This is a genomic window from Roseibium sp. FZY0029 (genome assembly GCF_036350355.1).
Classification (GTDB): domain Bacteria; phylum Pseudomonadota; class Alphaproteobacteria; order Rhizobiales; family Stappiaceae; genus Roseibium.
The window spans coordinates 319,533-333,488 of record NZ_JAZDVZ010000007.1 but is presented as its reverse complement, the minus strand read 5'-3'; the positions used below and the strand labels follow the sequence as shown (position 1 = coordinate 333,488).

Annotated in this window: 11 protein-coding genes; 8 read left to right on the top strand and 3 right to left on the bottom strand. The window is 60.3% G+C overall.

Annotated elements, in window-relative coordinates; translation table 11 throughout:
- Positions 1-109: 109 nt before the first annotated feature.
- Entirely contained in the window at positions 110-1,549 is a 1,440-nt protein-coding gene (locus V1T76_RS21095; protein ID WP_330562646.1) for a helix-turn-helix domain-containing protein, read from the bottom strand.
- A 131-nt stretch (positions 1,550-1,680) separates the two neighbouring features.
- Between V1T76_RS21095 and V1T76_RS21090 the strand changes: the two genes are divergently transcribed.
- A complete protein-coding gene (locus V1T76_RS21090) occupies positions 1,681-1,983 on the top strand; it encodes a helix-turn-helix domain-containing protein (protein ID WP_330562645.1) in 303 nt (100 codons plus the stop codon).
- A gap of 270 nt (positions 1,984-2,253) precedes the next feature.
- On the opposite strand, the gene V1T76_RS21085 is transcribed toward V1T76_RS21090, so the two are convergent.
- Together V1T76_RS21085 and V1T76_RS21080 are read right to left on the bottom strand one after the other, a co-directional pair.
- Positions 2,254-3,192: a LysR substrate-binding domain-containing protein gene (locus V1T76_RS21085; RefSeq protein WP_040439098.1), complete on the bottom strand. Its 939-nt coding sequence runs from the start codon at positions 3,190-3,192 to the stop codon at positions 2,254-2,256.
- A 228-nt stretch (positions 3,193-3,420) separates the two neighbouring features.
- Positions 3,421-4,224 (bottom strand): creatininase family protein, encoded by an 804-nt coding sequence (locus tag V1T76_RS21080; protein WP_330562644.1) that lies wholly within the window; start codon positions 4,222-4,224, stop codon positions 3,421-3,423.
- 172 nt (positions 4,225-4,396) lie between these two features.
- Here V1T76_RS21080 and V1T76_RS21075 point away from each other — a divergent pair, with 172 nt between their 5' ends.
- From V1T76_RS21075 to V1T76_RS21045, 7 genes are all read left to right on the top strand, one after another.
- Positions 4,397-5,395, top strand: coding sequence for a putative metalloprotease CJM1_0395 family protein (locus V1T76_RS21075; protein WP_330562643.1), 999 nt, complete (start codon positions 4,397-4,399; stop codon positions 5,393-5,395).
- Between the two features lie 179 nt (positions 5,396-5,574).
- On the top strand, positions 5,575-6,735 hold the full coding sequence (locus V1T76_RS21070) for an MFS transporter (RefSeq protein ID WP_330562642.1): 1,161 nt from the start codon (positions 5,575-5,577) through the stop codon (positions 6,733-6,735).
- A 49-nt stretch (positions 6,736-6,784) separates the two neighbouring features.
- Positions 6,785-7,573, top strand: coding sequence for an ABC transporter ATP-binding protein (locus tag V1T76_RS21065; protein WP_330562641.1), 789 nt, complete (start codon positions 6,785-6,787; stop codon positions 7,571-7,573).
- A gap of 237 nt (positions 7,574-7,810) precedes the next feature.
- Entirely contained in the window at positions 7,811-8,353 is a 543-nt protein-coding gene (locus tag V1T76_RS21060) for a MarR family winged helix-turn-helix transcriptional regulator (protein ID WP_330562640.1), read from the top strand.
- A 148-nt stretch (positions 8,354-8,501) separates the two neighbouring features.
- Entirely contained in the window at positions 8,502-8,741 is a 240-nt protein-coding gene (locus tag V1T76_RS21055) for a hypothetical protein (RefSeq protein WP_330562639.1), read from the top strand.
- 365 nt (positions 8,742-9,106) lie between these two features.
- A complete protein-coding gene (locus V1T76_RS21050) occupies positions 9,107-10,840 on the top strand; it encodes a trypsin-like serine peptidase (protein ID WP_330562637.1) in 1,734 nt (577 codons plus the stop codon).
- Entirely contained in the window at positions 10,837-13,947 is a 3,111-nt protein-coding gene (locus V1T76_RS21045; RefSeq protein WP_330562636.1) for an ATP-binding protein, read from the top strand. The genes V1T76_RS21050 and V1T76_RS21045 overlap by 4 nt, the downstream gene beginning before the upstream one ends.
- Positions 13,948-13,956: the final 9 nt, after the last annotated feature.

Sequence of the window (13,956 nt, the reverse complement as noted above, 5' to 3'; positions counted from 1 at the left end):
GAGACGGACCTGACGGTCCTCCTCAGGATGAGGCGGAAGGTGGAATTGGCCTGAGCTGGATTGGTACTGAATCTCTTGCGATTTCGCCCCAAACTCCTAAAAACCAACCCTAATCAGCCGCCTTCACCCGATACGGAACAATGCCGCGCTGGCCGGAGTCGATGAAGGGCTCCTTGTCGACGGCAGGAAAGGCGCGCTGGTCGCAATTGTCGCGTGGGCAGATGCGGCAGTTGACGCCGATGGGTTCGGGCGAGGCAATTTCGTCGACGGCGAGACCGTCGGCATAGACCACTGCATCGGCGTATTGCACCTCGCAGCCGATGCCGAGCGCGTAGCGACGTTCGCCGCTGCGATAGTCCGGCTGGTGCTTGGTGATGCTGGTCGCGACGCAAAGGTAGCGCACTCCGTCCGGCATCTGGGCGACCTGTGATGTGAACTTGTTGGAGTTCTGCTCGAAGGCCTGATGCACGTTCCAGCGTGGGCAGGAGCCGCCGAAACGCGCGAACTGGAACCGGGTCGCGCTGTGGCGTTTGACGACATTGCCGGCCCGGTCGATCTTGACGAAATAGAACGGCAGGCCCTTGGCGCCGGGGCGCTGCAGTGTCGACAGGCGGTGGCAGACGGTTTCAATGCTGGCATCCAGCCGGTTGGACAGAAGCTGGATATCGTGCCGGGTTTCCGCCGCCGCTTTCAGGAAATCGTCATAGGCCAGGATCAAGGCGCCGGCGAAATAGTTCCTGAGCGCGAGCCGCGCGATGCTTTCGGCCGACTTTGTCTTGAACCGTGCCTTGGCGACTTCTTCGGAAATGAGGTCGCGCACGCAGAGTTCTGCGATGACAGAGCCGAGAAGGAAGCTTTTGGTCGACTGCGGCGTCGCGCTGTAAAGGGTGATGGTGCGGGCAAAATCGTCCTGCCGGATCAAGGTGCCGCGATACTCGGGAAATTCCTTCACCGTTATGCCGAAGCGCTCTTGTAGCCACGAGGTGAGGGCGGCGAACTTGGAGGGGGCTTTGGAAAGTCCGATTTCCAGAGACAGTTTCTCAGCGGCCCGGTCGATGGAATCGACATAATTGTCCATGTAATGGAAGTAGTCGCGAACTTCTTCATAGGCCGATTTTCTGGGGCCGGGACCACTTTCCGGGCTGCCGCCGAGCTGGACCAGATCGTCCTCGTTCGCTTCTCGGTCATGATAGGTTCGCAGAGCGCCATAGAGATCCATGATCGCCTTGGTGACGCCCGGGGCTCGTGTCACAAGTTCATGCACTTCCTGCCGGCCGACGGAGGCCGTCAGAAACTGGGTGTCGGCGAAGATTTCCTGAAGATCCTGCACCACACGGTCGAGATCGTTCTGTTCGAAGGCGGACAGATCGACGCCGAAAATCCTGTTAATCGTTAGCAACACCGATGCGGTGACCGGGCGGTTGTTGTTTTCGATCTGGTTCACATAGGCGGTGGACAGGCCGATCTTCTTGGCAAACTCCACCTGAGACAGGCCGAAATCGGAGCGGATTTGCCTCAAGGTGTGGCCGGAATAGAGTTTTTTGCTCACGCTCGACTGTCTCCACGATCAAATTGCAAAACTTTAACAATATGCAGTATGCTATTTAACATTTTACAATAGCCGGGTAATCATGAAAAGTCGTGCCACCACGGAGGAAAACAAACCCAAGGAACATAGTGATGACCGCTCATTTCGCATTGCCGACAAGTTCCACAGTCAATGGTAGCACCGGCGCGTTTGCCGCAGGCATCCGCTGGCCGATCAATCTCACCGACCTGGTGACACCGCGCCAGCTCGAGATCATGGTGAAGCTGTGCGAAGGCAAGGTGAACAAGCAGATCGCTTATGAGCTGGATGTGTCGATTGCGACCGTCAAGGCGCATATCCGCAACGCCATCACCCGTCTCGGGGCGAAAAACCGCACCAACGCGGTTGCTATCGTTGCTGCGAACAGCGCGATTTTTCACAACGCGACCGCCTGACACGGTGCAGGCCTGACCGTCCGGGCATCCGTTTGCAAAAGAACGGGTGCCCGGATGTCGGTCTGTCCTGATGTGTCGCTGCACCTGGAGTGCGTTGTTTGCTCATGGGTGTAGCTTCCAGAATTGTGCTAGCCCCAGCGGCCGCCTGATAACGCGAGAAAAACGCGAAACGCAGCCTGCCTGATGGCGTTGTCGCCGTCAGCCGCTTGCAGTGGGTAGGTCGACAAATCACCTGAAAATTGTGTTCACCCGGCCTGTTAAGCGTTCCCGTCAGACCGCGCGTTTGATCATGGACGTGCGGATGCTTTCCACCTCGGTGCCAAGAAACTCGCAAAAGTCCTTCGCCACGATGGAGATCGGCCGGTGGGTCGGTGTCAGGATCGACAGGCTGTTTTGAATGCGCGGCCGGAACGGGCGAAAGACGATCATCGGTGGCCCCATGCCAAGGCGGCCTTTTTCCTGGGCCTTGTAGGCGGTGATCATGTCGCAGATGAGCGCGCAAAGGCCTGCTTCAACGAAGCGGAGGCCGGGCCAGGCTGTCTGAAGCTCGAAGCGCTGATTGAACCGGACGCCGGCATCGCGAAAGCGGGCGAGTGTCTGGCGGTGGCTGCGATGCTCGGAATGAAGCAGCGCCAGCGGGTATCCATCCAGCTCGTTCGGTGTGATGACTTCCATGGAGGCCAGGGGGTCGGTCGCGGGCACTGCGCACATGCACTCCAGCTCGAAATCGATCTGGTCGAAAGAATTGCGGGCGCGCGGCGTTTCGGCAAATCCGATGTCAAATTGCTGTGCGGCGATCAGTTCCTCGATTTCGGCTGAGGTTCTGCTTGCCAGGGCGACCTTGACGCTTGGCTTGTCGGCGATGAAATGCGCCAGGCTGTTTGGCAGGAAGTCGGCCGTTGCTTCCGGAATGCCGGCAATCCGCAACTGGCCGTGTTCCCGGTTGGCGAGGCCGCGCAGAGTGCGCTTGGAGATTTCAAGCCGCTTCAGGATGGCTTCGGCTTCCTCCAGAAAGAATTCGGCTTCCGGTGTCGGCACAAGCCGGCCCTGTTCGCGCACGAACAGCTTGAGCTCAAGTTCTGTTTCGAGGCCGGCAATGGTGGAGCTTACGGCAGGTTGCGTTCTGCCAAGCGTGCGCGCGGCTTCGGAAATGGAGCCACTTCGCATGACCTCTCGAAAGGTCGCCAGCTGCCGAATAGAAAGATTCATGGTTCCGCGGGAACCGCCCTCCCAAATCTCTACACGGATTAATGTGTCGCCTAAATAGGTTCAGGTCAATACATGCGGAAATTTGTTGTGTATTATTGTGGGTTTAGCTCTATTAATGCGAATATTACTGATATTAAACTCGCAATATCGGGATATTGTGATTTTAGGCTATTACCTTTACGTAATATAGAGCTTCCGCCGCACCTACAAGGCCGTTTCGGTTCCGCCTTAAAGCGGCGGCGACCAGAGCCTTTCCAGATCGAAGCTTCTGACGTCCTCAAGCAGTTCGATGAAGCCGCGCGCCGCATGATCGAGCGACTGGCGTCCTTTTTCAGCGGTTGCGAGTGCGGCGTTGCCGAGCGCGCCCGTCTCATTGAGATCTTGCGCCTTCCAGCCGTATTGGGCCTTGCCGTGTCCGCGCAGATGCTTGAATTCCTTAAGGTAGCTTTGCTGTTGCGAGGGAAAGTCGGCCGCAAGCTCCATGCGGACAAGGTCCGGGCGCAGGTGCAGCATCAACGAGGTCTCGATGTCGCCGCCATGAATGCCGTAGGTGAATTCCGCGTCTGCGTAGAGACCGTCGGGCTGACCGAACCGTAGCCAGTTGGTGGCGGTCACGAACATGCCGTGCTTCACACGAAGCTCCCGGGCCACGATATCCAGAACAGGCACATTGCCGCCGTGGGAATTGATCAGCACAAGCTTTCGGAGACCGGCACGGGCGACGCTTTCGCCCAGTTCCAGCCAGCACCGCGTGACCGTGTCCCAGGCAAGCGTCAGCGTGCCGGGAGAGGAGATGTGTTCGTCCGATTTGCCGACCGCCTGCACCGGCAGAAAAGTAACCGGCAGACCGTCCGGCAAAAGCTCCAGAACGCGCTGAATTTGCCCTTCGGCGATCGTCGTGTCCGTCGACAGCGGTAGATGCGGGCCGTGCTGTTCGATGGCTGCCACGGGCAACACAGCGATCCAGTCTTCAATGCCGGGAGACTGGAAGTCGAGCGTCGTCATGTCTTGCCAGTACGGCTTGGGCAGCATCGGTTTTTTCCGCTTTGAAACTACGTTGGTTTCTCCTTCGCATAGCGTCTTCAGACAGGCAAGGGGCGGTGGTGGAGAGACCTTGATGACGGCCGGTCTTCACGAAGTTATGATCCCGGTTTCTTAACCGCTGTTTAGAAATTGCTGACGTCTTTGCGGGAGAATAGGCGGCATGATCGGCGCAATCCTGTCAAATACGCCGGCGACGATCCTGAGAGGAAGCGGTGTCGCGGCAGAGCGCGATCCTGGTTCGGGGGAAAACACCCCAGGCCGGGACCAGGCTTCTGCGCGCGCAAGCCAGGCAAGTGCCCAGGCAATTGCGGCCCGCTCCGGCAACACACCGATCCTGACTGCACAAGCCGTGATCGCGTTGCAGGAAGCAGACGGTTCCGCCGATGCACCGGGCCGATCCCGCCAGGCACCCGCATCCAATACTTCCGAAAGCGAAGACGCCGAAACCGGCAGCTCCGCAAATGCCGCGCCGGCTGGCGCAGACGCGGAGGCTGAAGCTGCCGGCAATAATGCCAGCCAGGCACAGGACGAAGGCGCCAAGGACGAAGACCCCGATGGTGACGGTCTCGACCAGGCCGAGGAAAAACAGGTCGATAAGCTGAAGCAGCGCGACCAGGAGGTCCGTGCCCATGAGCAGGCCCATGCCCGCGTCGGGGGCGCTCACGCCGGGGCGCCCAGCTATACCTTTCAGCAGGGACCGGACGGCAAGCGGTATGCCATAGGCGGCGAGGTTCAGATCGATACCTCCAAGGAGCGCACACCTGAAGCAACGATCCGCAAGATGCAGATTGTCATCCGGGCAGCCACCGCACCAGCCGATCCATCCTCTCAGGACCTGAAGGTGGCGCAGCAGGCGAGAGCGCAGATTTCCGAAGCGCAGGCTGAAGTGCGGCAGAAGAAGACGGAAGAATTGTCCGGAGACGATGGCGACGGGGATGTCGATGCCGCAACCGGTCCCGACAGGGACCTTGCCGGCCCGGACGACGCCAAAGGTGCGGAGAGCACTGACGGAGCTGCGAGTGATAGGGGGGACGAAGGCTCGGGCGGAGCGGGGGGCGACAGGACCAATGCGGAGACCGCTGCTGCCATTTCCGCCTATCAGTCTGCCGTCCAGCGCACCAATGAAATCCAGTCCCGGCTCTTCGGTCTGAACTCGTAAGCGGATGTCCTGGGCCTGCTGCAGGCAGGGCGGCGTACCGCAAATTTTTCCCTGCCTTCACGCCAACAAGTTCAACTGTTGGCTGCTTTCCCCCGGATTGGCGCTTGTCACACTAGCGTGTGCGTGACAGAAAGGCGGTTCCCTTTCGGGCGGTTGCCCTCCCAGAAAATGTTAGCTTCATGTCAGTTTCAATCCAGCGCCAAGCCATCGCCGCGCGCCGCGTCGTTTCGGCAATTTTCTTCATGTGCGGTAGCAGCATCGGGACGTGGGCTTCGCGTATTCCCGAAATCAAATCCGCAACCGGAATGGACGAAAGCGGGTTTGGTATTCTCCTGCTTGTGATGGCTTGCGGTGCCTTTGTCGCTTTTCCGGTCACGGGAATGCTGATCGACCGGCTGGGCGCTGCCCCCATGACGAAGCTGCTGGCGGTTGCCAACGTCGTCAGTTTTGTTCTGATCGGGCTTGCGCCCAACGTGACCCTGTTGACCGCGGCGCTGTTTCTGGCAGGTCTCAGCATCGGTGCGCTGGATATTTCCATGAACGGCTGGGGGGCTGAAGTGGAAAAGGCACTGGAGCGCCCGATCATGTCTTCCTATCACGGGCTTTACAGTCTGGGGGCGGGTGTCGCCGCACTGGCCGGCGGGCTGGCGATCATGGCAGGGCTGAGTGTCCTGTCGCATTTTGTGCTGTGGGGCGTTGTCGCAGCGCCGTTCCTCGTCTGGTATTGGCGTCAGGCCTGGCCGCAGGTCCAGGCGCACAATGAAGATGGCAGCAAGGCACCTCTGTTTGCCTTGCCCAAGGGGGCTCTGGTGCTGGTCGGGCTGATGGCTCTGGTGGCTGCGCTTGGCGAAGGTGCGGTGACGGACTGGGCGGCGCTCTACCAGATCGAGGATCTCGGCATCTCCCAATCGGTTGCACCGGCTGCCTTCACGATCTTTTCAGTCGCCATGGTGATCATGCGCCTGTCCGGCGACAAGGTAATTGCCCGTTTCGGACCGGTGCGGACGGCGCGCGCGAGCGGCCTGGTAGCCTTGCTTGGGTGCATTCTGCTGGTCTCCGGGGCCGGTCTGTGGTCTGTCTGGGCGGGATGTTTCGTGATGGGTCTTGGCTATGCCGTGCTGTTTCCGCTTGCCATGTCCCGGGCAGCCAGCGATCCGCATATGTCGAAAGGGGCAGCCCTTGCGGCTGTTGCCACGCTTGGTTACGGGGCCTTTCTGTTCGGGCCGCCGCTGCTTGGTTTCGTTGGCGACTATCTGTCGCTCAGGGCGTCTTTCATCACCGTCGCGGTGCTGACGGTCGCCATTCCGATGCTTGCAGGAGCGCTCAAGGTCAAGGCTTGACGAACGCTGCGGAGGCGGTTCACACAACAGGAAAGCCGGAAGCGATCATATGACGTCACTGAACAAGGCCCCTGTTGTCGTATCCCTGAAAGGGATCGGCAAGGTTTTCGAAAACGGGACGACCGCGCTCGAGAATTTCTCGCTGGATGTGCGCGAGGGCGAGTTCGTGTCCCTGCTCGGGCCTTCGGGGTGTGGCAAGTCGAGCGCGCTCCGGATAATCGCCGGATTGTCCGGCCCGTCTTTCGGCACGGTTTCCTGGCCGGCGGAGCGCAGCGGGCAGGGCGAGCACGAGCTCGGGTTCGTTTTCCAGGAACCGACCCTGATGCCGTGGGCCACGGTCTTTTCCAACGTCTGGCTGCCGCTCCGGCTGAAGGGCGTTTCGCGGCAGGCGGCTAGGGACCGGGTAATGGAAGCGCTCGCAACCGTCGGTCTGGCCGATTTTGCCGATGATTATCCCCGTCAGCTTTCGGGCGGCATGAAGATGCGGGTCTCGATTGCCCGGGCGCTCGTCACCCGGCCAAAGGTTCTCCTGATGGACGAACCCTTCGCCGCGCTTGACGAGATCACACGGTTCAAGCTCAACAACGATCTGCTTCACCTGCAGAAGACCTTCGGTTGGACCGTGCTTTTCGTGACGCATTCGGTGTTCGAGTCCGTCTATCTTTCCAGCCGCATCTTGGTGATGGCCTCCCGTCCCGGACGGGTCATCCGCGAAATGGACATCGATGTGCCTTATCCCCGGGAAGACAGTTTCCGGACGTCTCCAGACTACAGTCAATATTGCCGCGGAGTGTCCGACGCGCTGCACGGAGCTCTGGAACCGGCCGACGCTCTTTGAAGGGGCACAGGCAGGCTTAAATGGGCCATTATTGCTCCTGACATGACCGTTCCAACGGAAACTTCGTCCGGCCGATGCGTCAAAAGTTAGCTGGATAACAGGCGGCAAGTCTGCGCAGTGTCGTTAAAATCGACGTTTGCCGGGCGGGTGTCATTTGACGGTTAAATACTCCCGCTAGGGTGCCGCCGCATCATTGATGAACGTGATTCGAGTTGACTGGAAGACGGGGTTGCAGCGATGGCTTTCAATTACAAGAAAAGCATAACGTTCCGCCTGGTTCAGGCCGCGAAGGCGCAGCGGGCCCGGTCCGGGTCGCATCTTATGCGGATCGGACTGCATCCCGGCCAGGAACTGGTGCTGAAGGTGCTGGCGGATACGGATGGGCGCACGATGAGCCAGTTGGCTCTCGCACTTGGCGTGCAGCCTCCCACCGTCACCAAGATGGTGACCCGGCTCTCCAGCCAGGGGTATGTCCGCCGTCAGGTTTCCGATACGGACGGCCGTCTTGCCCGTGTCTATCTGACCGACGTCGGTCGTGAGCTTGTGCTGTCGGTTGACAAGGCCTGGAAGCGCCTTGAGCGGGAAGCCATGTCCGGGCTGGAGGATAAGGACCGCAAGAAACTGCGCAAGCTGCTTCGGCAGGTGGAAAAGAACCTGTCGATCTCCGTCGACAACGACCCGGAACATGAAGCCGATTTCGACACTGACGGAGATGAAGCCACCGAGACCGAAGCCAAGGAAAAAGACAAGGCCAAGGAAAAGGAACTTTCTGCCGCCTGAGGTGGCTTCGGTTCCGCTTTTCCACACCAGCCGATGCGCTTGCATCATGGGGCACCGGTCGGCGAAAGATTAAAAATCCGTCATTTGCAAAGGCCTCTTGTGCTTCTTACCTCCGCTTTAGCCACACAGGCACATATGGAGGATACTCATGCCATTGAGGTATCGGACGATAAACGAAGACCGTGGTGCCCGCCGGGCGGCGGAGCTGCGCGATCGGTTCAGTCACGTGTCGGAGGCTTCCATCAACCGGCCACAGTTCGGATTGAGACACGCCCCGCAGGCCCGCACCTGGAATGAAGCCAAATCCCGTCAGTCACAGTTCCAGGAACTGATGGCCTGGAGCGTGCTGGCCATTGTGATGGTCTTCATCGGAATGATGATGCTCTAGGGGGCGGCCCCCCGTCTGCCGGTCTGTTCGGTCAAGGCCGGCAAAACCTGATCCAGCGGCGAGCGGCGCGACCGTCCGCCGCTTTTTTGTCTCTCGGCTTCGACGCATTGCGAGGCTGCCACTTGTGCGCTTCGGCGTCTCCAGGGTTTGCGGTTTGTGGGGCGATGTATACTTATGCGTTTATCTTTTCCAGAAAATCGCTATAATTGCGTTTGAATATTTTTCGCGGCCTGCGAGAGTGTGTGGTCGGCCTTATTTTGACCGGCAAAACGCATATTCTCAGTCGATTGCCGATTGCTGAAAGGCCCATCGGCCCAAAGAAACGGGCTCCATTGTTTTAACATTTCTCGACACGGTGTTTGATCATGCCGGTAACCGGAGCAGAGCTGAAGCCGTTTTTGGAGGACGATGAAGTCGCCGTCGACAGGGTGTTGCGCCGGGTTCAGGGCTTCACGGATTCCCTGATGACGCTGAACGCCTTGCGCAGCACCGTTGACATTACCGGGACGCCTCTGGAAGATCTTCTGGCTGATTTTCTCAATGACGAAAATCTCGGCTGGGATTTCATGTATCACCTCTCCCGGCCCACTGAGCCGATCAACGATGCGAATTTCGACCTCGAAGACCTCGGCGATTTCGCGCACAAGATGCTGGGCTTCAAGCTTTATGTTTTCGACGAAGGCGGATTTTGCGGCATCGCGACACTTATTTCGCATCGGCTGGCGCTGACGGCCTGGCACGTGACTGTCAAAGACAAGCAGAAGGAGCGCCGAACCGGCCTCACGGTGCGCACGGAAGAAGGGCACAAGACATTGCGCGTGCTTGGGGTGCGTTTCGAGATGCCCTGTCATGACGATCAATGGGATGTCGGTCTGCAGGACGGTGATATCCTGCGGGCCCATCCCGATGTTGCCTTGCTGGCCCTCGAGCAGCCAATGACGGCTTATTGCGAATTGCCGGCCAATCCTCCGCGATGGGTCACCGGGCGGCGGAAGCTGTGCCTGAGCCACAGGCAGGACGACAACGGCAGGGGCATAACCTTCGTCACCGGTCGGGCAACAATCGATGACCCGCCGCGGATTCAACTGGAGTGGGAGGACGGCGTCACCAGGCCCGGCTCATCGGGCGGATCGGTCTTCGACACGGATCTTGCTTTTGCAGGTTTTCATCAGGGGCAGTTGAATGGTGTCTCGGAGATCGTTCCCTACGCAACATTCGCCGGCATCGATGCATTTTTGCAGGCGATTGCCGAGGATCGGGCACCGCCTTTCATCTTTTCCCTGACGGGGCGTGTCGATGGTCATTTGATTATCGGGCGACAACGCTATTGTCATGCCATCCACGATGTCGCGAGCGGTGCTGCGCCTCACTTGCGCGGAATCTGGATCAAGCGGATGGAGATCGACCAGACGACGGGACTGGAATTCTCCTACGATCTCCTGTGTCAGGTTCTGGCGCAGAACGGTCAAGCGGCGCAGGTGTTTCGGGTCGAACTGTCTCTGGGCATGGAAGACCTTCTGGAAACGTTGAACGAGCGATTGCATGGCGGAACACCGCTGATGGCACGACCTGGGGCGGCCGACGATGAAACCAGCGAGGGCGCAAGCGACAAGGATCGCGCCAGGCAACTCGTGGATCGTCTGGCCAAAGCGGCCGGCGCAACGGAGGACAAGCCGGGCTGGATCTATTTCGACAATCCGCGCGGCGGGTTGCGCAAGGCGGCCCAGCAGCAACTGGAACTCCTGCTGGCGATGATCCTGAGCGATACGCGTCTGCGATTTGTGATGGCCGGCGGGGAGACCTACAGCGTGCCCGGTCCGAAGGCGGAGAATGCCAGCGCGCTGACGGCGCCGGGGGTGATGGTGGATTATATCGGCCAGTTCGACCGCGAGGATGTTCGTTACACGCTGGAGGCGATCAACCGGTCGCTGGGGCTTGGCCTGAAGGTTGATGCGGTCAACAATGTGCTGGATCAGGCACTTCATGGCGTTGAAAGCCAGGGAACGGTCTACCGCAGCTCGGAGGTGAAGACCGTGTCAGAAAACTTGCGCAGGTTCCTCGCGGACAAACTTCCGCCGGAAGGAGCGAGCGCGCCATGAGCAAGGACGCCGACCAATTGACGGACGGCCTGAAGGCGGCAATGCGGTTTGCCGCCACGCGCAAGACCTTCACGCCGCGCGATGCGGTGGAAGCGGCCTCCAAGGTTCTGCAGGACAAGCTGACGCCTCTGACCATTGCCCGGTTGTTGGCGGAACTGAACAAGGTCGTTCAGGAAGTGTCCTCCGGACCGGTCTGGTCGCTGCGCAACGGGGCGCGCCACGGCGTGCTCAAAACCATCGAAACGCCTGAGGAAGATACGTCTGTCGCCAGAGCGCTGCGCGGCGACGAGCCCTATTCGCAGGAAAATATCGAACGTCTGATTGCCGAGACACCGGATCTGCCGAACCAGGACCAGCTCAAGCGGATCGAGGACATATCGGATGAGCTGGACCGAGCCGGGCCGAGTGCACCGGCCTATCCGCTGCTGGTGCGCCTGCGCGGCGTCATGAACCGCGTGGATGCCGCGCGGCGGGCACAGACGATGCTGAGCCGGGAGTTCTTCGGCCGTGAGAAGGAGCTGGCCCGCCTGCTTGACTGGTGCAACCGGCCTCAGGAAAAAATGCCTGTCAGTGCCTTGTTCATCTCTGGCCTGCCGGGCATCGGTAAATCCTTTCTGATCGACCGGGCAATGGCGGAATACAGATCCGCGAAGAAGGCCCCCATCGTTTTGCGACTGGATTTCGACCGGCGCGGTCTGAACCTGGAAGATCCCGACAAGCTGGTGCATGAACTCTCCCGCCAGTTGGGCGACATCCTCACCGAGGAAGCGCCGAGGCTGCGCGATCTTCGGCTCAAGTATTCCGGCAGCGCCGATACTTCCGGCACGACGGTCAGCAGTACCCTTCTGCCGACTGAATTGGTGGATGCCATGGGCGCTGCCGTGCGCTCGCAGGGCGGACAGGTCGTGCTGGTGCTGGATACGCTTGAAGTGTTGCGCGGCCATGGCGAAACCCGGCCCATTCTGCTGTTCGAGGTTCTGGACAATCTTGTGCGGGCCGGGCTGTCTCCGATCTCGATCATCGCGGCTGGCCGGGGGGACGCGCTCGATTCCGTCCGCAAACGCATCGAGGGGCCGCCGCTGGAGTTGACCGGCTTGAGCGAGACGGAATCCCGCAACCTTCTGGACAAGCTGGGCGCGCCGCCGGACCTGCATGACAGGATCTTTGATCTGTCGCGCGGCAACCCGCTGATGTTGCGACTGTCGGCGAAGGTGACCCAGGCGGAGGATTTCGACCCGGGCGAACTCGAATACGGCGAAGCAGGCAGTATCACGGAAGCCTATCTCTACCGGGCCATCCTGTCGCGCATTGACGACCCGCTGCTGGCAAAGCTGGCGCACCCGGGTCTCGTCCTTCGCCGGATCAGCGCCGAAGCAATCCAGTTCGTTCTGGCTCCGGCTCTTGGACTGGGCGATGACATCGATGATGCGGCCTCCAAGCGTCTCTGGCAGGAACTCAGCAGCCATCACTGGCTGGTGGCTGTCGATGGTCAGGACTGGCTGAAACATCGCAGTGACTTGCGACGGGAAATCCTGCCCATGCTCTACGTCGAAAAGCCGGAACTGGCCGCAAGGATAGACAGGGCGGCGGCCGACTGGTTTGCCGGGATTGACCGAGAGACCGCCCTCTATCACGCCTTCCAGGCAACGCGGGCCGGGGATGCGATGCCTCCGTTTACCGCTGCCGATGTTGCAGGCCTCAGCGATGACGAGCTGGACGAGCTTCCTCTTCAGGCGACCAATGCCATCTTGCAGGAGCGCGGACAGCGGTCGCGCCGGGCGCGCTACGGCAGCGCCGAGCAAGGGGCAGCAGAACCGGTTGCGGCCCGAAAGTCAGCTGAAAAACCATCTGAAATCGAGCCGGAACTGATCCGTGAACTCGAGCAGACCCTTCGCCGCGGCGATGTGTTTGAAGCCGATCATATCTTTACGCTCAACAATGCCTTCCCCCGAAATCCTGCGCCCACCAGTCCGGAGGCTGCCGCCACGCTGGCCTATTTCTGGTTGTCCGGCCAGTGGGCACGGGCAATGTCTCTCTGGCGGAAAATGCCGAAATCCCTGCTGGAGCGGTTGAGCCAGGAAGATCCCGGGCTTTACAGGCTGGTTCTGCTCGAAATCGAGGCGGAAGCGGATTTCGACGGGCTTGTCGACCGTTTGCGCGGCGACGAGAAACAGGCAGCTTCTGCATGGCAGGCACGCGCCGAAGGTTCCCGGATCGCTTTGAAGGGGGCGCTGGAATTCGCTCTCATGGCAAGCCAGGAAGGGCGGTCGGAGTACGTCGAAATTCTGGATCCGGTTGCCATGTCCGTTTTCAGGTTCGGTGAGAAAATTTCTGACTATCCGACAGATGCAATCCGTCAGGGCGCAAACCGCGCCGAGCGGTTCGCGATCATGACCGGGGAGCAAAACCCCGTCACCGACCAGCACACCATCGCCCGCATGAACCCTGCAATTGCCCCCTTGAGCGTTCTGGCACGCATTCAGCACAGCCCGCGCATGGCGCAATTCCTGCGCGGCTTCTATGACGGGCTGCACGAAACGTTGGCGATGCTGGGCACACCCGACCTTTTCGACAGTTTCGAACGCTACGCCAGCGATATCGAAATCGAGGGACCGGAAATCCTGGGGGCACTTGGCCTGACCAGTGACTGGGCGGGGGCGTTTGCGATTTTCAATGCGGTTCCGGATGCGCCGACGGTCGCGCGCGCAGCCGAACGCTGGCGGCGTTTTAGCGGTGGTATCTGGTCCTATCCCGGGTCGCCGCCACCTTACTGGGGAAACGGCGAGCGCGATATCTTGCTCGAAGCCCGGGTGGACAGCCTGCTCTCTGAAAAGGACCCGCCGGCAACCGCAAGGGCGCTGTTGCGGCGATTGGCCTATGCCGCCGACTATCCCGACACGGAAGAAGGCGCGCGGCGCGCCCGCAGCGTGTTCGAACGGCGGTTGAAGCGGCCTCTGGCAAAGGCGATGACGGCGGGCGATGCACAGGAGATTGCGGCCGTGCTTGCACCACGGCTGATGGGCCCGGCCCTGACGGCCGCGCTGGCCGTCATCGGGGCCGATGCTGCAAGCAGAAACGCAACCGTCGACGCGTCGGCGCTGTTTTAACCGACCGCG

Excerpts from the sequence above, each read along its gene's own strand:
- V1T76_RS21090 (WP_330562645.1), top strand. The coding sequence starts at position 1,681 with ATGACCGCTCATTTCGCATTGCCGACAAGTTCCACAGTCAATGGTAGC.
- V1T76_RS21085 (WP_040439098.1), bottom strand. The coding sequence starts at position 3,192 with ATGAATCTTTCTATTCGGCAGCTGGCGACCTTTCGAGAGGTCATGCGA.
- V1T76_RS21080 (WP_330562644.1), bottom strand. The coding sequence starts at position 4,224 with ATGCTGCCCAAGCCGTACTGGCAAGACATGACGACGCTCGACTTCCAG.
- V1T76_RS21075 (WP_330562643.1), top strand. The coding sequence starts at position 4,397 with ATGATCGGCGCAATCCTGTCAAATACGCCGGCGACGATCCTGAGAGGA.
- V1T76_RS21070 (WP_330562642.1), top strand. The coding sequence starts at position 5,575 with ATGTCAGTTTCAATCCAGCGCCAAGCCATCGCCGCGCGCCGCGTCGTT.
- V1T76_RS21065 (WP_330562641.1), top strand. The coding sequence starts at position 6,785 with ATGACGTCACTGAACAAGGCCCCTGTTGTCGTATCCCTGAAAGGGATC.
- V1T76_RS21060 (WP_330562640.1), top strand. The coding sequence starts at position 7,811 with ATGGCTTTCAATTACAAGAAAAGCATAACGTTCCGCCTGGTTCAGGCC.
- V1T76_RS21055 (WP_330562639.1), top strand. The coding sequence starts at position 8,502 with ATGCCATTGAGGTATCGGACGATAAACGAAGACCGTGGTGCCCGCCGG.
- V1T76_RS21050 (WP_330562637.1), top strand. The coding sequence starts at position 9,107 with ATGCCGGTAACCGGAGCAGAGCTGAAGCCGTTTTTGGAGGACGATGAA.
- V1T76_RS21045 (WP_330562636.1), top strand. The coding sequence starts at position 10,837 with ATGAGCAAGGACGCCGACCAATTGACGGACGGCCTGAAGGCGGCAATG.